Origin of the sequence: Amycolatopsis sp. NPDC058986 (genome assembly GCF_042741125.1) — a bacterium.
In the GTDB taxonomy this organism is placed as follows: Bacteria; Actinomycetota; Actinomycetes; order Mycobacteriales; family Pseudonocardiaceae; genus Amycolatopsis.
The window spans coordinates 74,370-96,109 of sequence record NZ_JBHYJW010000037.1 but is presented as its reverse complement, the minus strand read 5'-3'; the positions used below and the strand labels follow the sequence as shown (position 1 = coordinate 96,109).

Annotated in this window: 19 protein-coding genes and 1 pseudogene; 11 read left to right on the top strand and 9 right to left on the bottom strand. The window is 70.5% G+C overall.

The genetic code is table 11. The features are described 5' to 3' along the window. Positions 1-464, bottom strand: a pseudogene (locus tag ACFW0G_RS28910) (ATP-dependent DNA ligase); the annotation flags it as partial. A 112-nt stretch (positions 465-576) separates the two neighbouring features. Between ACFW0G_RS28910 and zapE the strand changes: the two are divergent. Then, positions 577-1,602, top strand: coding sequence for a cell division protein ZapE (gene zapE / locus ACFW0G_RS28905; protein ID WP_378328563.1), 1,026 nt, complete (start codon positions 577-579; stop codon positions 1,600-1,602). Here zapE and ACFW0G_RS28900 read toward each other — a convergent pair. The 4 genes from ACFW0G_RS28900 to rocD all read right to left on the bottom strand — a co-directional run bounded on the left by ACFW0G_RS28900 (position 1,556) and on the right by rocD (position 6,636). Continuing rightward, positions 1,556-2,152, bottom strand: coding sequence for a phosphatase PAP2 family protein (locus ACFW0G_RS28900; protein WP_378328562.1), 597 nt, complete (start codon positions 2,150-2,152; stop codon positions 1,556-1,558). The genes zapE and ACFW0G_RS28900 overlap by 47 nt on opposite strands. A 240-nt stretch (positions 2,153-2,392) precedes the next feature. Next, positions 2,393-3,778: a cellulase family glycosylhydrolase gene (locus ACFW0G_RS28895; protein ID WP_378328561.1), complete on the bottom strand. Its 1,386-nt coding sequence runs from the start codon at positions 3,776-3,778 to the stop codon at positions 2,393-2,395. 145 nt (positions 3,779-3,923) lie between these two features. After that, the gene (locus ACFW0G_RS28890) at positions 3,924-5,282 is read right to left on the bottom strand and encodes a DUF2252 domain-containing protein (RefSeq protein WP_378328570.1); all 1,359 of its coding nucleotides are present in this window, start codon (positions 5,280-5,282) and stop codon (positions 3,924-3,926) included. A 151-nt stretch (positions 5,283-5,433) separates the two neighbouring features. Next, positions 5,434-6,636: an ornithine--oxo-acid transaminase gene (gene rocD / locus ACFW0G_RS28885; protein WP_378328560.1), complete on the bottom strand. Its 1,203-nt coding sequence runs from the start codon at positions 6,634-6,636 to the stop codon at positions 5,434-5,436. Between the two features lie 161 nt (positions 6,637-6,797). On the opposite strand from rocD, the gene ACFW0G_RS28880 reads away from it, so the two are divergent. From ACFW0G_RS28880 to ACFW0G_RS28870, 3 genes are all read left to right on the top strand, one after another. Beyond that, the gene (locus tag ACFW0G_RS28880; RefSeq protein WP_378328559.1) at positions 6,798-7,640 is read left to right on the top strand and encodes a PPK2 family polyphosphate kinase; all 843 of its coding nucleotides are present in this window, start codon (positions 6,798-6,800) and stop codon (positions 7,638-7,640) included. A gap of 76 nt (positions 7,641-7,716) precedes the next feature. After that, positions 7,717-9,831 (top strand): prolyl oligopeptidase family serine peptidase, encoded by a 2,115-nt coding sequence (locus ACFW0G_RS28875; RefSeq protein WP_378328558.1) that lies wholly within the window; start codon positions 7,717-7,719, stop codon positions 9,829-9,831. After that, positions 9,828-10,781 carry an LLM class F420-dependent oxidoreductase gene (locus ACFW0G_RS28870; RefSeq protein WP_378328557.1) on the top strand — a complete coding sequence of 318 codons (954 nt, stop codon included), beginning with the start codon at positions 9,828-9,830 and terminating at the stop codon, positions 10,779-10,781. The genes ACFW0G_RS28875 and ACFW0G_RS28870 overlap by 4 nt, the downstream gene beginning before the upstream one ends. 88 nt (positions 10,782-10,869) lie before the next feature. On the opposite strand, the gene crcB is transcribed toward ACFW0G_RS28870, so the two are convergent. From crcB to ACFW0G_RS28855, 3 genes are read right to left on the bottom strand one after another with little or no spacing between them, the layout of a single operon-like run. Next, complete coding sequence (gene crcB / locus ACFW0G_RS28865; protein WP_378328556.1) at positions 10,870-11,244, bottom strand: fluoride efflux transporter CrcB; 375 nt, start codon at positions 11,242-11,244, stop codon at positions 10,870-10,872. Then, positions 11,241-11,582: a DUF190 domain-containing protein gene (locus ACFW0G_RS28860; protein WP_378328555.1), complete on the bottom strand. Its 342-nt coding sequence runs from the start codon at positions 11,580-11,582 to the stop codon at positions 11,241-11,243. The genes crcB and ACFW0G_RS28860 overlap by 4 nt, the downstream gene beginning before the upstream one ends. A 17-nt stretch (positions 11,583-11,599) precedes the next feature. After that, the gene (locus ACFW0G_RS28855; RefSeq protein ID WP_378328554.1) at positions 11,600-12,013 is read right to left on the bottom strand and encodes a fluoride efflux transporter FluC; all 414 of its coding nucleotides are present in this window, start codon (positions 12,011-12,013) and stop codon (positions 11,600-11,602) included. Positions 12,014-12,160: 147 nt separating this feature from the next. Between ACFW0G_RS28855 and ACFW0G_RS28850 the strand changes: the two genes are divergently transcribed. From ACFW0G_RS28850 to ACFW0G_RS28830, 5 genes are read left to right on the top strand one after another with little or no spacing between them, the layout of a single operon-like run. Next, the gene (locus ACFW0G_RS28850) at positions 12,161-13,615 is read left to right on the top strand and encodes a pyridoxal phosphate-dependent decarboxylase family protein (protein WP_378328553.1); all 1,455 of its coding nucleotides are present in this window, start codon (positions 12,161-12,163) and stop codon (positions 13,613-13,615) included. Next, complete coding sequence (locus tag ACFW0G_RS28845; protein ID WP_378328552.1) at positions 13,612-14,913, top strand: lysine N(6)-hydroxylase/L-ornithine N(5)-oxygenase family protein; 1,302 nt, start codon at positions 13,612-13,614, stop codon at positions 14,911-14,913. Before ACFW0G_RS28850 ends, ACFW0G_RS28845 begins: the two co-directional genes overlap by 4 nt. Positions 14,914-14,915: 2 nt before the next feature. Beyond that, entirely contained in the window at positions 14,916-16,706 is a 1,791-nt protein-coding gene (locus ACFW0G_RS28840) for an IucA/IucC family protein (RefSeq protein ID WP_378328551.1), read from the top strand. Continuing rightward, positions 16,703-18,034, top strand: a complete 1,332-nt coding sequence (locus ACFW0G_RS28835) for a glutamine synthetase (protein ID WP_378328569.1) — start codon at positions 16,703-16,705, stop codon at positions 18,032-18,034. The genes ACFW0G_RS28840 and ACFW0G_RS28835 overlap by 4 nt, the downstream gene beginning before the upstream one ends. A 56-nt stretch (positions 18,035-18,090) precedes the next feature. Next, a complete protein-coding gene (locus tag ACFW0G_RS28830) occupies positions 18,091-18,828 on the top strand; it encodes a phytanoyl-CoA dioxygenase family protein (protein ID WP_378328550.1) in 738 nt (245 codons plus the stop codon). 452 nt (positions 18,829-19,280) lie between these two features. On the opposite strand, the gene ACFW0G_RS28825 is transcribed toward ACFW0G_RS28830, so the two are convergent. Further along, on the bottom strand, positions 19,281-20,540 hold the full coding sequence (locus ACFW0G_RS28825; protein ID WP_378328549.1) for a DUF222 domain-containing protein: 1,260 nt from the start codon (positions 20,538-20,540) through the stop codon (positions 19,281-19,283). Positions 20,541-20,768: 228 nt separating this feature from the next. Between ACFW0G_RS28825 and ACFW0G_RS28820 the strand changes: the two genes are divergently transcribed. Then, a complete protein-coding gene (locus ACFW0G_RS28820; RefSeq protein WP_378328548.1) occupies positions 20,769-21,071 on the top strand; it encodes a hypothetical protein in 303 nt (100 codons plus the stop codon). Positions 21,072-21,287: 216 nt separating this feature from the next. Further along, the gene (locus ACFW0G_RS28815; RefSeq protein WP_378328547.1) at positions 21,288-21,728 is read left to right on the top strand and encodes a YybH family protein; all 441 of its coding nucleotides are present in this window, start codon (positions 21,288-21,290) and stop codon (positions 21,726-21,728) included. Positions 21,729-21,740: the final 12 nt, after the last annotated feature.

Below are 21,740 nucleotides of genomic sequence, written 5' to 3'. Positions count from 1 at the left end.
GTGGTCGCCGGGGTGAGGTGGATGCCGCCGCCCGCGACGCGCTCGAGCCGTTCGCGCCGCTTCGCCGTCGGTTCGTCGACAAAGGACTCGTCGCCGAGGGCGAGCAGATCGAACGCGACGAACTCGGCGGGCTGCTCGGCCGCGAGCAGGGTGATCCGGCTGGCGGCGGGGTGGATGCGCTCGGTCAGCGCGTCGAAGTCCAGCTTGCCGCCACGCGCGACGACCAGCTCGCCGTCGAGCACGATCCGCTCGGGCAGCGTTTTCGTCAGCCGCTCGACGACCTCGGGGAAGTACCGGTTGAGGGGTTTCTCCGCGCGCGACTGCAGCGTCAGCTCGTCGCCGTCGCGGAACACCAGGCAGCGGAAGCCGTCCCATTTGGGCTCGAACAGCAGCCCGCCGGTGTCCGGGATCGCCTTGGCCGGTTTGGCGAGCATGGGCTTGAGCGGCGGCCGCGGTGGTGTCATGCCCGCATTCTGCGGAAAATCCGGCGTTCTCGCACGTGCTGAAGGGGACCTTCGGCACACTCGGGGCCGGGAGGCGGCGGTACCGGGGAGGCGGCCGTTAGGCTTTCCGACCATGCCCGCCGCGCATCTCACCGACCGCGATCCCCAGCTCAGCGCCGACGAGCTGATCGGCACGCTGGTCCCGCCGCCCCGGTTCGACGCGGTCCGGTTCGCCAACTACATCCCGAACCCGGACGAGCCGAGCCAGGCCGCCGCGGTCACCTCGTGCGCGGCGTTCGCGGCCAGGATCGAGGCCCCGGCGAAGAAGTCGAAACTGCGCTCGCTGTTCGGTGGTGGCACGCAGGCGACCGGCCCGATGGGGCTCTACCTCGACGGCGGGTTCGGCGTCGGCAAGACCCACCTGCTCGCCTCGACCTGGCACGCCACGCCCGGCCCGAAGGCGTACGGGACATTCGTCGAGCTGACCCACCTCGTCGGCGCGCTCGGGTTCGCCGAGGCGGTGCGGCGGCTGTCCGGGCACCGGCTGCTGGCCATCGACGAGTTCGAGCTGGACGACCCCGGCGACACGATGCTGATCGGCCGCCTGCTGCGCGAGCTCACCGAGGCCGGGGTGTACGTCGCGGCGACGTCGAACACCCTGCCCGACAAGCTCGGCGAAGGCCGCTTCGCCGCCGAGGACTTCCTTCGCGAGATCCAGTCGCTGGCCTCGCGTTTCACGGTCGTGCGCGTCGACGGTCCCGACTACCGCCACCGCGGCCTGCCCGAGGCCCCGCCGCCGGTCGCCGACGACGTGCTCACCGCGTCCGCCGAACAGCACGAAGGGTCCACTGTGGACGACTTCGACGCGTTGTGCGCGCACCTCGCCCGGCTGCACCCGTCGCGCTATGGCCGGATGCTCGACGGCGTCGGCCGCGTCCACCTGCGGGACATCCACCCGGCGCCGGACCAGAGCGTCGCGCTGCGGCTCGTCGCGTTCGCCGACCGGCTCTACGACCGCGCCATCCCGGTCGTCGTCTCGGGACAGCCGCTGCCCGCGTTGTTCACCGAGGAGATGATCAACGGCGGCTACCGCAAGAAGTACCTTCGCGCCGTCAGTCGCCTGACCGCACTCGCACGGGACGCGGTGCAAGCCGCGTAAGCAGCCCACGCACCGCGAGGACGGCGAAGACCGCGAAGAGCGTCCCCCCGACGACGTCGGTGAGGTAGTGGTACCCGAGCCCGATCATCCCGATCGAGACGGCGACGAGCAGTACCGCGCCGATGCTGGCGGTGAGCGTCCTGGCCAGGCCGTGGACCAGCAGGAACACCACTACGAGCGTCGCCACCATGCTGACCGTGTGCCCGCTGGGATAGACGAGCGTCGCGCCCTTCCAGCGGTCGAACAACGGTTTCAGCGCCCACGTGTTCGCCATGACGGCGATCCCGGGACCGAGGACGACGAAGAGCGCGTCCCACGGCCGCAGCGCGTACAGGCACCAGACGATCAGCAGCGCCAGCACGGGGAGCAGCACGTACGGCTCTGTCGGCAGCACGAGCGCACGCAGTAGCCCGTGCGGCCACCCGGTGATCGCGGCCTGCGCGGCGGTGTCGAGGCCGCTGGGCGCGTGGTCGCCCGCGAAGACCAGCCCGAGCGCGAGGGCGAGCAACGCGCACACGACGGCGAGGAGCGTCGGCCACCGGAAAGGCATGCCCGACCTTAACGCGGGGCCACCGATGTACCGAGGGACGCCTTTGGTGCGCTGGCTGCACCGAGGGACGCCCTCGTCGCACTCAACGCACCCAGGGCGTCCCTCGGGCCTCCCCGCGTAGCCGACCGCACCGCCCACTGTCGCGAACGCTCCGATGGCGACGCTGAACGTCCCGAACGCGCCGTTCGCGACAGCCTCGGCACTTGCGTCCACAAAGGACGCCCCTGGCAGTCACGTGGGTTACGGGTTCACCAGCTTCGTGATGCCGCGTGCCTTGAGGTGGGCCTGGTCCCCGGCCTTGCTGCGCAGCACGAAGGCCGCGCGCGTCCCGGCCGAGGCGAGGGCGAAGAAGGTGTTCGTCCCGCTCTGCGGATCGTCGTCCGGGATCACGATTCCTGTTGTCCGGGAAGCGGGTTTGGGCGGATTCCGGTCGAATTCGGCCACGATCTCACGGATCGCGGCGCCCGCGGGCTTGAGCTTGCGGTCGTTCGTGTAGAGGCCGAGGTCGTATTCGAGGGGATTCAGCTTCGGCACGAGCGTCGGCGAGACGTCGTGCGAGCACCACCAGGTGAAGCCGTGCGTGTGTGCGCAACTCGCGACGTTGCGTACGGAGCGCTTGATCCATTCTCCCAGCTGAGGCCGAGTCTGGTCGCTGAAGTGGATCGACGGCGCCGCGCCGTCTTCCTGGATCCAGCACGGCCAGGCTGGATCGGCCGCGTACGCCTGCGCGAGCTGCACGAGCCGTTCGGCGTTGTGTGTCGCGAAGGTGCCGAGCGGGTCGGTCTTGAGGATGCCGAAGAACGACGTCCACGGGTGGATGGCGGTGACCGCGCCCGCCGTCGCGAGGGTGGCGCGGCTGAAGTACTTGTCGCCGCGGGTGTCCCATGGCGCGCGGTCGCAGCCGACGGTGTTCCACTTGCCCGGCGCGACTTCGCCCGCCGTGGCGAGCAGGGTTTTCGCCCAGTTGTCGGCCTGCGCGACGGTGACGTTCAAGCCGGCGAACGAGTCCCAGTAGTAGTACGGCTCGTTCGACAGGTCGAAGCCGAGAAAACGTCGGTGCCCGCCGATACGCTTGCCGAGCGCGGTGAGGAACGCGCGCTGGGCCTCGAGAGCGGCGGGGTCGGCGAACCAGTTGACAGGTTGGGGGGTGGTCTGGAGCCAGTTCGGTGTCCAGTAGCGGGCCGAGATGTGCCCGTTGAACACGGTGATCTCGACGTCGAGCCCGGCGTCGCCGGCGTAGTCGAGGAACTCGTGCAGGCGGTCCAGTTTCTCACCGCTGATCAGGTTCGGCTCGGGCTGGAAGTCCGACCACAGCAGCATCATCCGGATGTGGTCGAGGCCCAGCTTCGCGATGTCGTCCAGGTCGCGGCGCAGGTCCCGCTCGCGCCAGTCCTGCCACATGTGGAACCAGCGCGTCGACGGCGTGTAGTTGACGCCGAGCCGGAACGCGCGCCGCCTGCCCTGTGCGGCCGCTTCCGCGGTGCCCGATGCGGCCGTGTCCGATGCCGTGGTGTCCGCCGCGGCCGGTGTCGCGAGGCCGGTCAGCGCTGTGCCGGTCAACGCCGTCCCCGCCAGTGCCGCGCCCACCGCGCCGCCGAGCACCGAGCGCCGCCGAACGTCCGCCATGCCGCCTCCCTCGCCGGTAACCGTTGACGAAGATCTAGCACGGCGGGGAATTCGTTCTCCAGACTTGGCCGGATTTCTGTCCCGTTCCGGTCATCTCGCGTGACTGGAGGGCGAACTCGCGTGATTGGACGGAGAACTCGCGTGATCAGGGGCGCGACACGAAGGCGGCGTGGTCGGCCTCGGTCTGGTCGGCGTAGCGGACGGCGTAGGCGCCGATCGCCTCGTCGAGTTCCTCGTCCTCGGCGAAGTAGCCCGCCAGCAGCTGCGGATGCGCTGATCGGGTGTGCGCGCGGGCGAGCAGCGCGCCCGCGAGACGGCCGTAGTCGTCGAGGTGGTCCTTCGCCAGCTCGGTCGGATCGATGTCGCCTTTGAGGTTCCGGAACTGGCGCACGATGAACGGCGTTCCGCCGATGGTGGTCCAGCCGAGCAGGATGTCCGTCTCCGCCTGGACGAGCCGCGCGCCGTCGACAATGCGGCGTCCCTCGTGCTCGGGCTCCGGCAGGCCGAGATAGCGCGTCAGTGCCGAGGGCTGGGCCTGTTTCACTTGCAGCACAAGGTCTTCGTCGTCGTTGCCGTGGAGCAGGACGACGTAGCTGCGCAGCCCGACGCTGCCCGTGCCCACCACCCGGAAGGCGACGTCGGCGACGCGGTACCGCGCGATCAGCGTCCGGCGCGACTCGCGCAGTGTGTCCACATAGGACGCCAGGCCCGCGGCGACGGCCTCCGCGGTCGCCGCGTCGACGTGCGTGAGCACCGGCGGGTCCTCGACGAACCGGTGCCTGCTCAGGCCGGTTTCGTGATCGTCGATGCGCCGCGTCCACTTCGCGACGACCTTCTTGCTCGTGTTCTTGCGGGCTTTCCCGGCGGCGTCGGCGAAGTCGTCGATCAGCTCGTGCGCCCGCGCCTTGCTCAGCACCGACGAGTCGGGCAGCGCGCTCCACGACCGGAGGAACGGCAGCTCGGCCAGCGCGCGGATGGTCCGCCGGTACGACTTGACGGCGTCCTCGGCGGCTTCGCGGCAGCCGGACTCGCCGATCCCGCCCTCACGGCCGGCCAGCACCAGGCTCGCCGAGAGCCGTTTGAGGTCCCATTCCCACGGTCCCGGCACGGTTTCGTCGAAGTCGTTGATGTCCATGACGATGCCGCCCTCGGGCGTGCCGTAGAGCCCGAAGTTGGCCGCGTGGGCGTCCCCGCAGAGCTGCGCCGTGACGCCGGACGCCGGGGTGCCCGCCAGATCGGCGGCCATCAGCCCGGCCGCGCCGCGGAAGAACGTGAACGGCGACGCCGACATCCGCTCACGCCGCAGCTCGATCAGCTCCGGCAGCCGTCCGGCGTTGCTCGCGTCGAAGTACTCGCGGGGCGTGGGCCGGTCCCCTGCCGCCGCCGCGTGGTCATGCGCCCTGGCCGTCGCCTTCTCCCGCAGCGCCTTGCCCCGCGCGTACACCTCACCCGGCGCCTCGCCGCCCTCGACCAGCGGCCGCTCCACCCATTCCCCTGCTCCCATGCCCTCCCCAACGTCCACACCGGACACCAGGTTCCGGAACGGGGCGGACGAGCGCCCCAATGTGGCATTGGGTGCGTTGGACGCACCCAATGTGGCGTTCGGTGCGTTGGACGCAGCGAACGCCACATTGGGGCGTTTGAGTGCCGCTGGGTCAGGAGGCGCGGATCACCTGGGCGATGGCGTCGATGCCGCGGTCCAGGTCGGTGCGTGAGATCACCAGCGGCGGAGCCAGCCGCAGCGTGTAGCCGTGCGTTTCCTTGCACAGCACGCCGAGCCCGGCCAGCGCCTCGGACGCCTCGCGCCCGGACGGGCCGCCCGGGGCGATGTCGATCCCGGCCCACAGGCCGCGGCCGCGGACCTCGGCGAGCCCGTTGCCGACGAGCGCGCCGAGCCGGTCGTGCAGGTGGGCGCCCAGCTCGGCCGAGCGCTGCTGGAACTCCCCGGTGCCGAGCAGCCGCACGACCGCGCGCCCGACCGCGCACGCCAGGGGGTTTCCGCCGAACGTCGACCCGTGCTCGCCCGGCTGGAGCACCCCGAGCACCGCCCGGCTGCCGACCACCGCCGACACCGGCATGATCCCGCCGCCGAGTGCCTTGCCGAGCGTGTAGACGTCGGCGCGGACGCCCTCGTGGTCCAGCGCGAGCACCGTGCCGGTGCGGGCGAGGCCGGACTGGATCTCGTCGGCGATGAGCAGCATGCCGTGCTCGTCGCACAGCTGCCGGACCTCGGCGAAGTACCCGGCCGGCGGCACGTTGACGCCCGCCTCGCCCTGGATCGGCTCCAGCAGGACGGCCGCGGTGCGCTCGGTGACGGCGTCGCGCAGCGCGGCCGCGTCGCCGTACTTCACCGTCACGAAGCCGGGAGTGAACGGGCCGAACCCGGACCGCGCGGTCTCGTCGGTCGAGAACGACACGATCGTCGTAGTGCGGCCATGGAAGTTCGACCCGGCCACGATGATCTCGGCGGTGCCGTCCGGCACGCCCTTGACCTGGTGCGCCCACTTGCGCGCCACCTTCACCGCCGACTCGACGGCCTCGGCGCCGGAGTTCATCGGCAGCACCATCTCGGTGCCGGTCAGCTCGGCCAGCTCGCGGCAGAACAGGCCCAGCTGGTCGTGGTGGAAGGCGCGCGACGTCAGCGTGACGCGGCCCAGCTGCTCGGTCGCGGCGGCGATCAGCGCCGGGTGCCGGTGCCCGAAGTTGAGCGCGGAGTACCCGGACAGGAAGTCGAGATAGCGGCGGCCCTCGACGTCGGTGACCGTCGCGCCTTCGGCCTCGGCGATCACGACCGGCAGGGGGTGGTAGTTGTGCGTGCTCCACTGCTCGTCGAGCGCGACGAAATCGGCGGTCCTCATGTCGTTCAGGCTAAGCGCTGAACGCGGAGAGTTCATCCGGGAAACGTTGCTTCCACCATTCGATCGTTGCGTGCTTGAGGCTTTACAGCAGCGAAACGCTGCGTAACCGATTCGCGATCTTTCGCCGGGCGATCGCGCGCGAACATGGTTATCGTCGCCGGATGGCGAAGAAGCAGGATCCGGCGAGCCGCGTGCGGGACGCGTTGCGGGCGGAGAAGGACACCCCGTTGCCCGCCCCCGGTTCGTCCCCGGTGGGGCCGGACAAGAAGGCCAAGGCGGAGAAGAAGTTCGACAGCGCGGGCGAGCGGCTGTCGGCGTTGCAGGAAGCGCTTTACGCCGAGGGCGTCGGCGGGGGCGGGCGCAGCGTCCTGCTCGTCCTGCAGGGCATGGACACCTCGGGCAAGGGCGGCACCGTCGGGCACGTGCTCGGCCTGGTGAACCCGATGGGCGTGCGCTACGCCGGGTTCAAGAAGCCGACCGCCGCGGAACGCCGTCACCACTTCCTCTGGCGCGTCCGGCGTCAGCTGCCTTCGCCGGGCCTGATCGGCGTGTTCGACCGGTCGCACTACGAGGACATCCTGGTCCCGCGCGTCCAGAAGCTCGTGCCCGCCGCCGAGTGGCGCAAGCGCTACGCCGAGATCAACGCCTTCGAGCGTGAACTGGCCGACGAGGGCACCACGGTGGTCAAGGTCTTCCTGCACATCTCGCCGGAGGAGCAGCTCAAACGGCTCAAGGCGCGGCTGCTCAGGCCGGAGAAACGCTGGAAGTTCGACCCCGCCGACCTCGAAGCCCGTGCCGCGTGGGACGCCTATCAGACGGCCTACGCCGACGTCCTGCGCCGGACGTCGACCACGACCGCGCCCTGGTACGTCGTGCCCGCCGACCGCAAGTGGTACCGCAACTGGGCGGTCGCGGAGCTGCTGATCGAGACGCTCACGGACATGGCACCGAAGTTCCCCGAGCCGGGCTACGACGTCGACGCCGAGCTGGAGAAACTGCGCTGATGGGTTCTCAGCGGTAAAAAGTACTTCGAACCTGCGGTGTTGGCGTAAGCGCCTGATCATCTGAAAGAGTGCGAGCGTGACCGACAGCTCCCTTGATGCTCTTCCGTTCCTCCGCCGCCAGTCCCGCACGCAGCGCTTCACCCTGGGCGCGCCCAAGGAGTTCCGGGTCGCCCCGGACGGCTCGCGCGTGCTCTTCCTGCGTGCCGAAACCGGCACCGACCCGCGGCACAGCCTGTGGTCGCTCGATCTGGCTTCGGGTGAGGAGACGAAGCTGGTCGACGCCGCCGAGCTGCTGCCAGGCGAGGAGGAACTGCCCGCCGAGGAACGGGCCCGGCGCGAGCGCAGCCGTGAGACCGGCGGCGGGGTCGTCGGCTACGCCGTCGACGATGCGTTCACGGTCGCCGCGTTCTCGTTGTCCGGCAAGCTCTACACGCTGGACCTGCGCAGCGGCGCGGTGTCGGTGCTCGTCGAGGGTTCGGTGATCGACCCGCGGCCCAATCCGTCCGGCACGCACGTCGCCTACGTCCGCGATCGCCGCCTGCGGGTGATCGAACTGGCCACCGGCGAGGACCGCGCGCTGGTCGAGGAGGACGGCGAGGACATCGCCTGGGGGCTCGCCGAGTTCATCGCCGCCGAGGAGATGGACCGCGTCCGCGGTTACTGGTGGGCGCCGGACGGGCGGAGCCTGCTCGTCGAGCGGTCGGACCGCGGGCCGGTGCCGCGCTGGACCATCGCCGATCCGGCCAACCCGCAGAACCCGGCCAACGTCGTCGCGTACCCGGCGGCGGGCACCGCGAACGCCGACGTGTCGCTGGCGGTGCTGGGGCTGGACGGCAGCCGCGTCGACGTCGCGCGCGGCGACTGGGAGTACCTGGTCTCGGTGCACTGGTCGGCCGCGGGCAGGCCGCTGCTGACGGTCCAGTCGCGGGACCAGCGGCGGATGGAGATCCTCGCGCTCGACGTCGCGGACGGTTCGGTCGGGACGCTGCACGCCGAGGTGGACGGCCGGTGGGTCGAGATCACCCAGGGTGTCCCGGCGTGGACGTCGGGCGGGAAGCTGGTGCGGGAGAGCGCGGCCGACGGCGACCACCGGCTGGTGGTCGACGGCGTCGCGGTGACGCCGCCCGGCACGCAGGTCCGCTCGGTGCTGCACGTCGGGGACGAGGTGCTGTTCAGCGCGTCCGAAGCGGACTCGACGCAGATCCACGTCTACCGCACCGAAAACGGCACCGTGCGTCGTCTGTCCACTGCGGACGGTGTGCACCACGGCGCCGGCTCCGCCGCGCTGACGGTGATCGCCTCGTGGAGTCTCGAGTACAGCGGACCCCGGGTGAGCGTGCTGCGCGACGGCGAGCGCGTCGCGGAGATCGTTTCGTCCACTGTGGACCCGGAGGTCGTGCCGAACCTGACCTGGCTGACGCTGGGGGAGCGGGGCCTGCGCGCCGCGCTCCTGCTGCCGCGCGGGTACGAGGAGAGCGAAGGCAAGCTGCCGGTGCTGCTCGACCCGTACGGCGGCCCGCACGCGCAGCGCGTCCTGCAGAGCCGCAACGCCTTCCTGACGTCGCAGTGGCTGGCGGATCAGGGTTTCGCCGTGCTCGTCGCGGACGGGCGGGGTACGCCGGGGCGCGGGCCGGAGTGGGAGAAGGCGATCGCCGGCCGCCTTGCCGACGTCACGCTGGCCGACCAGGTCGACGCGCTGCACGCCGCCGCCGAGCTGCACCCGGAGCTGGACCTGGAGCGGGTCGCGATCCGCGGCTGGTCGTACGGCGGGTACCTTTCCGCGCTGGCCGTGCAGCGCCGCCCGGACGTCTTCCACGCGGCCGTCGCGGGCGCGCCGGTGACCGACTGGTCGCTCTACGACACGCACTACACCGAGCGCTATCTCGGGACGCCGCAGGAGAATCCGCACACCTACGAGCAGAACTCGCTGATCGCCGACGCCGGGGAGCTGAGCCGCGCGCTGCTGATCATCCACGGGCTGGCCGACGACAACGTGTTCGTGGCGCACGCTTTGCGGCTCTCCTCGGCGTTGCTGGCGAAGGGACGCCCGCACGTGTTCCTGCCGCTGGCCGGGGCCACCCACATGACGCCGCAGGCCGAGGAGGTCGCGGAGAACATGATGCGCACGCAGGTCGACTGGATCGTGCGTGAACTGTCCGCCGTCGCCGCCGTGAAGGAGAACGCCTCATGAGCCGCTGGGGTCTGACGATTCCGCTGACCGGGGTCCCGCTCGCCGCGCACCGCGAGCTGGTCGAGCAACTGCCCGATCTGGGCTACACCGATGTCTGGTCGGCCGAGACCGCGGGTGTCGACGCGTTCACTCCGCTCGTGCTCGCCTCGCAGTGGGCGCCGTCCTTGCGGCTCGGAACGGCGATCGTGCCGGTGTACACGCGCGGGCCGGGTCTGCTGGCGATGCAGGCTTCGACGGTGGCCGAGCTGGCGCCGGGCCGGTTCGTGCTCGGCATCGGCGCGTCGTCCCCGGTGATCGTGGAGAACTGGAACGCCGCTTCCTTCGAGGCGCCGTTCGCGCGGACGCGGGACACTCTGCGGTTCCTGCGCTCGGCGCTGGCGGGGGAGAAGGTGAGCGAGAAGTACGAGACGTTCGCGGTGAGCAAGTTCCGTTTGGAGCGTCCGGTGGACCCGCCGCCGTCGGTGATGCTGGCGGCGCTGCGGCCGGGCATGCTGCGGCTCGCCGCGCGTGAGGCGGACGGCGCGATCACGAACTGGCTGGCCGCGTCGGATGTTCCGCGCGTGCGCGCCGAGATCGGCCCGGACGTCGAGCTGGCCGCGCGGATCTTCGTGTGTCCCACGGAAGACGCGGACGCCGCCCGGGGGCTCGGGCGGATGCTGATTTCGAGCTATCTCACGGTGCCGGTGTACGCCGCGTTCCACGACTGGCTGGGCCGGGGCGGCGCGCTGGCCCCCATGCACGAGGCGTGGGCGGCCGGGGACCGGAAGAAGGCGAACGAGGTCATCCCGGACTCGGTGGTCGACGAGCTGGTCATCCACGGCAGCCCCGACTCCTGCCGCGAGCAGGTCCAGTCCTATGTGGACAATGGACTGACGACGCCGGTCATCGCGCTGCTGCCCACCGGCGAGGATCCCTTCGAGCAGGCCCGCGCCCTGGCCCCACGCCGCTGAGCTGAAGGGGACGTTCGTCGCGTAGGACGTGCTGAAGGGGACTTTCGTCGCATGCGATGCGAGGAAAGTCCCCTTCAGCTCACGTGGGTCAGGACCAGAGAGCGGAGGCCAGGAGGAGGCCCAGGGTGCCGGAGGTCAGGCCCGCGAGCACCGTGACCACGACGTTCACCACCGCGTAGAGCCGCGTCTTTTCCAGGAACAGCCGCAAGGTCTCGTAGCCGAACGTCGAAAACGTCGTCAGCCCGCCGCAGAAGCCCACCGAGACCAGCGACCGCACCGCCGACGGCTGCCCACCGTGCAGCGCCCACCCCGACAGCACGCCGAGGATCAGCGAGCCCGCGACGTTGACGGTCAGGGTGCCCCACGGGAACGTCGAACCGCGCCACTGCTGCACGCGCCGGTCGGTCAGGTACCGCAGGATCGCGCCGGCACCGCCGCCGAGCGCCACGAAGAGCAACGTCACTTCGGCTGCCTGCCGACGTAGCGGACCACCTCGACCTGGTCGAGCGTCACCAGCCCTTCGCCGATCAGCTCGTCCAGCTGCGGCAGGAACGCGCGGAGCTTCGGCTCCTCGTCGATGATCACGACCACCACCGGCAGATCCTCCGACAGCGAAAGGATTCGCGTCGTGTGGATCAGCGAACTCGCGCCGTAGCCCTCGACCCCGCGCAGCACCGACGCCCCGGCGAGCCCGGCGTCCCGGGCGCGGCGCACGATCTCGTGGTAGAGCGGCTTGTGGTGCCAGTGGTCGTCCTCGCCGACGTAGATCGTCAGGCGGGTGGCGGTTCCCGATTCCTCCATCACTGTCCCTTTCGGAATCACTGTCCCTTTCGGAGGGTGACGCTCCTGGTGGCGACGAGCCCCGCCGTGACCGCGCACAGGCACAGCAGCACCGACGCCGCGACGTAACCGAGCCCGATCAGCAGGCGGCCGGTGCTCAGCGCGTCGAGGGTGTCGACGACGAACGTCGAGAACGTGGTGAAGCCGCCAAGAACCCCGACGCCGAGGAACGGCCGCAGCAGGTGGTGTGGCTGCGCGGTGGCGGTGATGACGGCCATCAGCACACCGATGAGCAGACAGCCCAGCACGTTCGTGAGCAGCGTCGACATCGCGAACGCGCCCCGCGCGTGCGGCAGCGCGACCGACAGGCCGTAGCGGGCGACGCTGCCGAGTGCCCCGCCCGCGCCGATGGCGAGCAGGACGTCCCATCGGGTCGCCGGAGTCACAGGCATACCCAGCAGTTTCTCACCCGATGGCGGACGCGTCGCGGCGGGCGAGTCGACCATGCTGGACGCCGGGCGCCACCCGGATGCCGGGCTCCGGACGGTGTCCGTATTGTTGCTCAGGGTAGGCAAGGCAACCCTAAGAAAGGCGGGTACATGCGCGAAGAGTCCCTCGCCGGTGGTCAAGGCGGCGCCGCGCGGCTCGGTGAGCTGATCCCGGTCGCACTGGCCGGGATGGCCGCCGGTATCGCCGAACGTGGCGGACCGGTACCCGCGGGCGGGCCCGCCGCGGTCGCGGCCGCGCTCACCGCGGCCGGGGGCGGGACGGGGACCCTGCCCGGCACCGGCGTCGGCGCCGAGCAAGCGCTCGCCGAGCTGAGTCACCTGCTCGCCGCGGGTTCGGCCGATCCGGCGGACCCGGCCTGCGCGGCGCACCTGCACTGCCCGCCACTGGCCGTCTCGGTCGCGGCCGACGTCGTCGCGGGCGCGCTCAACCCGTCCATGGACTCGTGGGACCAGGCCCCGGTGGCGAGTGAGCTGGAACGCGCTTTCACCGCGGGAATCGCCCGGTTGTGTTACCCGGACGCGCCTGGCGCGGACGCCGTGGTGACCTCCGGCGGCACCGAATCGAACCTGCTCGGCCTGCTGCTCGCCCGCGAGGCCTCGCCCGGTGTCCCGGTCCGCCCGGTGTGCGGGGCGAACGCCCACCACAGCGTCGCGCGTGCCGCGTGGCTGCTCGGCCTGCCCGCCCCGGTCGTCGTGCCCTGCGAGGACGACCGCGTGGTCCCGGCCGCACTGTCCGGGGCCCTCGCCGCGTTGGACGGCCCCGTGGTCGTCGTCGCCACCGCCGGGACCACCAACACCGGCGCGATCGACCCGCTGCCGGAGATCGCGAGGATCTCCCGCCGCGCGGGCGCGCGCCTGCACGTCGACGCGGCGTACGGCGGAATGGCGTTGTGCAGTCCCGAATTGCGGCCGCTGCTCGCCGGGCTGGAACTCGCCGACTCGGTCGCGCTGGACATGCACAAGTTCGGCTGGCAGCCGGTCGCGGCCGGGCTGCTCGCCGCCCGCGAGACCGCCGATCTCGCCGCGCTGAGCGTGCGCGCGGAGTACCTCAACGCGGACGACGACACCGAGGCCGGGCTGCCGGACCTGCTGGGCCGTTCGATCCGGACGTCACGGCGTCCCGACGCCTTCCGCATGGCGGTCACCGTGCGGGCGCTGGGCACCGACGGGATCGGAGCGCTGGTCGAGCGGTGCCGCGCCACCGCGTCGGAGGTCGCCGCGGTGATCGACGCGCATCCCGCGCTGCGGCTGCTCGCCCCGCCTGAACTGTCCACTGTGGTCTTTCGGCCCACCGTCGTGGATGGACGGTCCGAAGCGGACGAACTCGTCGCCGGGATCCGCCGCGTGCTGCTGGAGGCGGGCACCGGGGTGATCGGCCGCGCCGCGCTCCCGACCGGGCCGGACGGGGCGCCGCAGCTCTGGCTCAAGCTCACGCTGCTGCACCCGCACGCGAAGGCCGGCGACTACCGCGCGCTGCTGGAGCGGGTGGTCGCGGCGGCGGAGGCCGAATGCGCCGCCATGCCGGGAAGTCCGGTGGTGTCATGAGGTCCTACGACGTTGCGGGCATCGGGATCGGCCCGTTCAACCTGTCGCTCGCCGCGCTGGCCGAGCCGATCAGCGGGCTGGACGTCGCGTTGTTCGAGGCACGCCCGGAATTCCGCTGGCATCCCGGGCTGCTGGTCGAAGGCGCGACCCTGCAGGTCCCGTTCCTCGCCGACCTGGTGTCCCTCGTGGACCCGACCAGTCCACTGTCCTTTTTGAACTACCTGCGGGAACGCGGGCGCCTGCTGCCGTTCTACTTCGCCGAACGGTTCCACCTGCCGCGCGCGGAGTACGACGACTACGGGCGCTGGGCCGCGTCACGCCTGCCGGGCTGCCACTTCGGCCACCGGGTGACCGGGGTGCGCTGGTCGGCCGAACGGGAAGCCTTCGAGCTGACGATCTCCGGCGCGGAGCCCGTGCTGGCGCGGTCGGTCGTACTCGGCGTCGGTTCGGTGCCCTCGGTGCCGGAACCGCTGCGCGCGTTCGTCGAGGATCCGGACGCGCTCGCGCTGCATTCCGCCGACTACCTGTCCCACCGGGAAGCGCTGCTGGCCGCGGAGACCGTGACCGTGGTCGGCTCCGGGCAGTCCGGCGCGGAGGTGTTCCTCGACCTGCTGCGCTCACGATCCACAGTGGACGGACTGCGCTGGCTCGCGCGTACGCCGGCGTTCGCGCCGATGGAGTACTCGAAGCTCGGGCTGGAGCAGTTCACGCCCGACTACACCGCGTACTTCCGCGCTCTCCCCGAAGCGGTGCGCGACGAGTTGCTGCCCTCGCAATGGCAGCTGTACAAGGGAATCGACGGCGAGACGATCGCCGCCATCCACGACGAGCTTTACCGGCGCAGCATCGGCGGCGGCTGGCCGGAGGTGACGCTGACGCCTGGAGTCGAGGTCGTCTCGGTGTCTACTGTGGACGACGGGTTTTCGCTGGAGGTCCGGCATGTCCAGCAGGGCCGGACCGCGGTCGTGCGCACCGGTGCGGTGGTGGCGGCCACCGGCTACGCCGAAACGCCGACCGGCCCGCTGCTGTCCGGGCTCGGCGACGCGGTCCACCGGGACGCGCGGGGGCGGCTGAAGATCGGCGCGGACTACCGGGTGGAACTCGACGCGGCCATCGCCGGCACGCTCTTCGCGCAGAACGCGGAAAAGCACACGCACGGGCCGGGCGCGCCGGATCTGGGGCTCGGGGCGTGGCGCGCGGCCGCGATCCTCAACGCGGTGTGCGGTAAGGCGGTCTACGAACTGCCCGCCCGCACCGCGTTCACCACGTTCGGGCTCGGGAGTGGACAGGAAGGGTGAGGATGGACAACGCGGGATCGTGGCGCGCCGCGGGCGCGCTGATCACCCACAAGATGCTCGGCGAGCTGTCGTACGAGGCGATGCTCGTGCCCGAAGCGGGGGAAGAGACCGAGCGTGGCCACCGGCGGTGGCGGCTCGAACTGCCCGGCGATGTCGTCTACGCCTTCCAGGCGCGTCGGGGCGCGTTCGAATCGTGGACGGTCCTGCCCGGCAGTGCCTCCCGGCAGGTGGGCGACGGTCCCGCCGTGTCCGTCGACGACCCGCGCACGCTTGTGGTCGATGCGCGGAAAACCCTGGGGCTGACCGGTTTGCGGCTCGCCGACGTGCTGGCGGAGCTGACCGCGACGGTGACCAACGAGGCCGCGCGGCTGCGGCGGGCGCCGTCGGCGGCTGAACTGTCCACGATGGACTACAACGTCGCGGACGGGCACCTGACCGGGCATCCGCGGCTCGTGCTGAACAAGGGCAGGGTCGGGTTCTCCGCCGCCGACCGTGCCCGATTCGCTCCGGAGGCGGGCGCGGACATCCGGCTGCGCTGGCTGGCCGTGCACCGCGACCACGCCGAGTTCCGCTGCGTCGACGAACTGAGCGCGAAAGCCTTGCTGGAAGGCGAACTCGACGAGTCGCAGCGCGCGGAGTTCACCGCACGGGTCGCCGCGGTGGGCGATCCCGCCGACTACCTCTGGGTGCCGGTGCACCCGTGGCAGGCCGACGAGATCGTCGGCACGCTGTACGCGGCCGAACTCGCCACCGGCGCGATGATCGACCTCGGCGAGTCGGCGGACCACTACCGTCCACATCAGACGATCCGGACGCTGGCGAACATGGCCAGGCCCGATCGGCACGATGTCAAGACCGCCGTGTCGGTACGGAACACACTTGTCTACAGAGGACTCAACTCGGCGGCGACACTGGCGGGGCCGTCGGTGACGGCCTGGCTGCGGCGTATTCACGACGCGGACCCGGTGCTTTCGGAGAAGTACCGGTTCGAGCTGCTCGGCGAGGTCGCGAGCGTTTCGGTGCGGCATCCGGTGTTCGGCGCGCTGGAGGAACTGCCGTACCGGTTCCACGAGACGCTCGGCGCACTGTGGCGCGAGCCGCTGGTGACGCGGCTGGCCGAGGGGGAGCGGGCCATTTCCTTCGCCGCGCTGCCGTATCGCGACGCGGACGGGGTCTCCGTCCTCAGTGAACTCATCGGCCGGTCCGGGGAGAGCGCCGAGGAATGGCTGGCGCGATTGTTCGACCTGCTGCTCACCCCGCTCCTGCACTGGTTGCTGCGTTACGGCGTCGGTTTCTGCCCGCACGGCCAGAACCTGGTGCTGGTGACCGACCCCGGCGGGCGCCCGCTGCGGGTGGTGATCAAGGACTTCGCGCAGGGCGTCGACCTGATGGACCAGGAGCTGGCCTGCTACGCCGACCTGCCACCCGAGGCGGCCGCGGACATGCTGCGCTGGGCGCCGCATCTGCTCGCGCAGTCGCTGTTCAGTTCGGTGTTCTCCGGGCAACTGCGGTTCTGGGCGGAGATCCTGCTCGACGACCTCGGGCTGGCGCGGGCCCGGTTCTGGGAGCTGGTGCGCGCCGTCGTCGGCCGGTACCGGGACGAGAATCCGGACGTCGCCGAGCGGTTCGACGCGTGCATGCTGTTCGCACCGGACGTCGAGCGGGTGACCTTGAACCGCGAGCACCTCGCCGGGCAGGGCTTCGACAAGGTCGAGCGGGACGACGAGTTCGACGTGCGCTGGGGCCGGGTGCCGAACCCGTTGTCCGGGCCGGACCCGGACGGCGCGTGGTGAGCCCGTTCTCGCGGCCGGTCGGTGCTCGCTCGCTGGCCGCTCGTGCGGCGGCGGCGAGCGCGGCGGCGCCGGTGCTGCGGGCCGGGCTCGCCGAGCCGGGCGCGCGGTTGCTGCTGCTGGTGCCCGATCCGCACGCGCGGTTCGCGGCCGTGGAACTGAACGCGCCGTTCGCCGCCGAGGTACTCGACGACGGCTACGGCGTGTGCGGCTACGTCTTCGCGTGGACACCGGAACGGGAACCGCTGCCGTTACCGGAAGGCAGCGCGGTGACCCGCTATGTCGGCGGATTCGGAGATCTTCCTGTCCTGCCGGATCCGGCGTCCGCGGTGCCGCTCGGTGAGCGAATGTGGGCGGTGGTCGGCGATGCCGCGTGGCCATCGGGTGAACCGGCGGCGCTGGCACCCCGGGAAATCCTGCGCGGGCAGCTCGCGGCGCTGGAGGAACTGGGGCTCACGCCGTCGGTGGGAATCGAGCACGAGGTCGTCTTCCGCGACTCCGGTGGCGCGCCGCTCACGTCGCACGGCGTGGATTACGCAGTCGGTGGCACCGAACGGCTGACGCCGCTGCTGGCCGATCTGCGCTCTGCTTTGGACAGTGCGGGTCTCGGCGTCGAATCGGCGCGGGCGGAATGCCACCCCGGACAGTACGAGATCGTGCTCCGGCACCGCGATGCGCTGGCCGCCTGCGACGACGTCCTGCTCCAGCAGCTGATCGTGCGCCGCAAGGCCGCCGCGCACGACGTCACCGCCGACTACGCGGCGGCACCGGAAACCGGCCACGGCAACTCCGGCCACGTCCACCTGTCACTGTCCACAACAGACGGTTCGCCGATCGGTGCCGGACTTTCCGGCCCGCTGTCCGGGTTTCTCGCCGGAGTGCTCCAGTACGCACGAGCGCTGACACCGGTCTGGGCGCCGACGTGGAACAGCTACGTCCGGCTGCGCACCGCGCCGTTCTCGCCGCGGGTGGTGCGCTGGGGCGTCGACGACCGCACCGCGTCGGTCCGGCTCGCCGGGAGCGGGGCAGGGCAACGATTGGAGTTCCGTTTCGCCGGAGCCGACGCTTCGCCACACCTCGTCGTTGCCGCGCTGCTGGCCGCCGGACGTGCCGGACTCGCCGAGGGCCTGACGCCACCACCGGCAGGGCAGGCCGTCGGCGAACTGGCCACGACGCCATGGGAGGCACTGGCGGCGTTCGAGGAGAACGCGCCGAAGTTGCTGGGCGAGGACGTCGCCGAACTGATCGCGGCACTGCTGCGTGCGGAGATCGACGCCGGGCTCGACGCGGTGACGGACTGGCAGCGCGCCCGCGCCGCCCTGCGCTCCTGACCGGTTCGCCGGAAAATCGTTCGCCGCCTTGGCGCGGCGTCGCTACGCTGCCGATCATGCTGGATCAGCGACGGCTGGACGAGTTCGCCGAACGCGGTTTCGTGGTGATTCCACAGGCAGTTCCGGAAAACGCGGTGGCGGAGGCGGCGCGAAGCATCGATGAGCTGGTGGCAGCCGACCCGCCGGGCGGGCAGGTCGTCGGGCCGCATTTCTACTTCCCTGACGCGGCCGACGTCCCGGCCTTGCTGGCGGTGGTGACGGACAGCCCGGCTTGGTCGTACGCGGAATCCCTGGTCGGTACGGGAAATCTCGAGGTGCCGGGGCAGGTACAGATCGCGCTGAGCATCCCGCCGTTCTCGCACCGGCCAGGCGGGCACCATCTCGACGGTTACCCGCCAGGCCCGGACGGCCGCCCCTACACGTTCACCATGCTCGCCGGGGTGCTCATGTCCGACCAGCTCGGCGAGGACGGCGGCAATCTGTGGGTCTGGCCGGGCACGCACCTGACGCATGCGGAGTACTTCCGCGAGCACGGGCCCGACGCGTTCCTCGCCGCCGGCGGCTATCCGCCCATCCGCTTGCCCGAACCCGAGCAGATCCGGGGCAGGGCGGGGGATCTGCTGCTGGCGCACTTCCTGCTGGGCCACAACATCGGCGGCAACATGACGGACCGGACGCGGCGGGCGCTGTACTTCCGGCTGAAGCGGACCGGCCACGATCCGCGGTGGCAGGAGTTCCTCCAGGACCCGTGGCTCGACTACGACCCGCTCCGTACCGCGCCGCATGGCGAATGAGTGTCCTTTGTGGCCCTTGGGTGATCCATCGCTCTGTCGTGGTGTCCCGAAGGGCGAGCCGACGGGGCCGCGACGCGTTCGGCCGAGAGGTCGTGCATGGCACATCGAGGTCTTCTCGGTAGGTGCGAGGGGCGGTTTTGCTGGTGGGCGCTTCCCCGCGATGCTGTCGGCTCGTGCGGGGAAGTCCGAGGGACGCCCTGGGTGCGTCCACCGCACCCAGGGGCGCCTTGTCGCACGCCGAGGCCAGCGCACCGACGACGTCGTACGGCACATCCAGCACCCACAGCCCCGGAACCCTTTGTGAGAAAACCTCATTGAGGACGCTCAGGGTCGCGAATGTGCCATTCACGACCCTGGCCACGGGGAAAGAGACGCCCGTCGCCACCCGCGTACTGAGAAAACCGGACTGTGGCCATGGGGCAGGGCGGCTCTCATCGCTCGTTCGCTGCGGCTCACGTTCTGAGGTGGATGGTGTTGCGTCGTGGTGTGCGGGTGGCGTCCAGCCACGCGGGCGGCACGAATTCCGGGAGTCCGTCGGTGGTGATTCGGACTTCCCATTGGGAGTGGTGGATTACCTTGTGGTGGACGGAACAGAGGAGGACGAGATTGTCCACTTTGGTCTCTCCGTGGTGTGCCCAGTAGGTCACGTGGTGTGGTGTGCAACGGTAGGTGGGGGCATCGCAGCCGGGGAAGGCGCAGCCGCCGTCGCGGCGGGTGAGGGCGCGGCGGATGGCGGGGGTGGCGAGGCGTTGGGCTCGGCCGACGTCGAGGGGTTCGCCGTGCGTGCCCAGGACCATGGGGATGATCTTGGCGTCGCAGGCGAGTCGTCGTGCTTCGGATGCGGTGATCTCGCCGAGCAGATCAAGAGTGGCCTGTCCGATCCCGGACCGTAGTTCTTTGAGCCCGACGGTGACGACGATGTGGGTGGCTTCTCCGGCCTGTGTCGGCAGGTCGGGGTGTTCGGTCCACATCCGCACCAGTTCGGAGAAGGCACACCCGCGTCGTTCCCACTGGGTTCGGGTATCGCGCCCCTCCTCTTCGGTGGCGGGGCGTGGTTTCGCGAGTGGGTCGAGCATGGCTTGCAGGCGTGCGGAGGTCTCGTCGTCCACCCGGGCCTTGATCTGATGTCCGCCGTCACGGTGCGGTGCGATGGAGAACTCGGGCTGGAACGGTTTCGGTTCGCGGGTTTTCGGCTCCCGACCGTCCGGATCAAGCTGACTCAACAAACGCCGCCCGGCGGCACGGATTTCTCGGGGTCCGGCGGCACGGGCGAGTTCGGCGAGGATCTTCTCGGCTTGCTCCCGCTGATCCACCGGGGCTGTCTTGGGGAGTTTGTCGAGGACCCGGAGGATTTCGTCGATCTGGGCGGCGCCGACCGCGCCCTCGGCGGCGGCCTGCGCAGTCGCGGGTGCCGCAGGTGGCTGTTCACCGGTGGTGAGATCGTGAGTGCTGTTCAGCGCTAGTGCTCTTGTCGCGCGTGCTTTCGCTTCGGCGTAGGGGATGTTCAGCGTCTCCTGCAACAGTCGCATGAGGCTTCCATAGCCGGTGGTATCGCGGATCCCGCGCCGTTCCAGCTCGGCCATCACCTCGCCCTGCACAGCGGCTTCCCGACGCTGCACACACTCGGACTCCAAGAGCCGTGTCAGCAGGCAGTCGACATCGACGCGCCACCACTCGGTGCGCGTTGCGGAGGTGCTGCTGTCGACTGCCACGACATCAACGATACGCCGCCTGATCGAACATGTGTGCTATCGATCGGGTGAACCTCGAAAACGCACTTTTCCTTGCTGCATAATAGTTTCCGTGTCGTTCCTGGGATTCAGGATGTCCGTTGCTTCGTGGAAGCGCGGAGACCGGCGACGTCGTGTCATCGGGATTTCATCGGTTGTGATTGGCGTCCGGACCGCGAGCAACACGACTCGAAGGTGGGAAGCACGCCAGTGTCGAAGAGAACGGTCACCTGTGCGGTGGCCGTCATGGCGGCCGCCGCGTTCACCGTGTCGACGCCGGCCGCGGCCCAGGCTGCGGACACCCATGCCGGTACCAAGGCGTTGCTGGACCGCGCGCTGCGGCACGCGCCGGGCGCGGCGGTGTTCGCCGGCAACGGTTACGACGGCAGGCGCGCCCGCGGGCTACGACTACGGGCTCGGCCTGGTGAAGCACACGCTGTCCTGCGGCGGCGACGCGTGGGGGCACCCTGGCAACGTCGTCGGCTACGCGACCTGGACGGCGGCTACGGATGACGGGCGTTACGCGACCATGGTGACCAACACCTTCAGCACCGCCGCCGGTACCAACGGCGACGACCTCCGGTTCGAGATCCTCGACGTCGCCATGTGTGGTCGCTGAACACCGCACGTCCGATGTGGCCGGGCGGGACGCTCCGTTCGCGGGCCTGACATTCCGGGGCGCTGTGTCGTCGGACCGGTGAGAAGCCGGAATGGAAGGGACGGATCGAGATGACCGCGCAGCGCGAGGAAGACGAAGCCGCGATCAGGCGGCAAATCGGGAAAATCGGCGAAGGGCTCCGGCACAAGGATCTCGAAGGCCTGGAGCAGCTCTACGCGGCGGACATCGTGTCCTTCGACGTCGAGCCGCCGCTGCAGCACGTGGGCACAGCGGCGAAACTGAAGAACTGGGTGAACGTGTTCACGTTCTTCGAGAAGGTACGTTACGAGATTCGTGATCTGAAGCTCACCGTGGACGACGAGGTGGCGTTCGGGCACGGCTTCGGTCGTCTCGGTGGCACGCTGAAGAACGGGACGGAGACGAGCGGGATGTGGGTCCGGGCCACGTTCTGCTTCCGGAAGATCGGCGGCACCTGGCTGATCGCGCACGACCAGGTTTCCGTGCCGTTCGACATCACGAGCGGCAGGGGCGTGGCCGACCTCGAGCCCTGACCCGGGCGAAAC